The organism is Phormidium sp. CCY1219 (assembly GCF_035615515.1).
Lineage (GTDB): Bacteria > Cyanobacteriota > Cyanobacteriia > Cyanobacteriales > Laspinemataceae > CCY1219.
Genome location: NZ_JAJENT010000054.1, coordinates 1 through 229, shown reverse-complemented (window position 1 = coordinate 229; position 229 = coordinate 1). Strand labels below are relative to the sequence as shown.

Annotated in this window: 1 protein-coding gene; it reads left to right on the top strand. The window is 46.7% G+C overall.

Annotated features, from left to right (window positions below; genetic code table 11):
• A partial coding sequence (locus tag LKK83_RS00390; RefSeq protein WP_324628763.1) for an RRXRR domain-containing protein occupies positions 1-229 on the top strand: 229 nt, incomplete at both ends.

The window sequence follows — 229 nt, the reverse complement described above, 5'->3', positions numbered from 1 at the left end:
GTTTCAACAATCGCAAGCGTCCACAAGGTTGGCTTGCGCCTAGTCTTCAACACCGAGTCCTGACAACTCTGACGTGGATAAATCGATTGAAGCGTTTCTGTCCCATTAGCGCTATCTCAATGGAACTTGTCCGTTTTGATACCCAACTGATTCAAAACCCAGAAATCTCTGGTGTCGAGTATCAACAGGGAGAGTTGGTGGGGTATGAAGTCCGAGAATACCTTCTAGA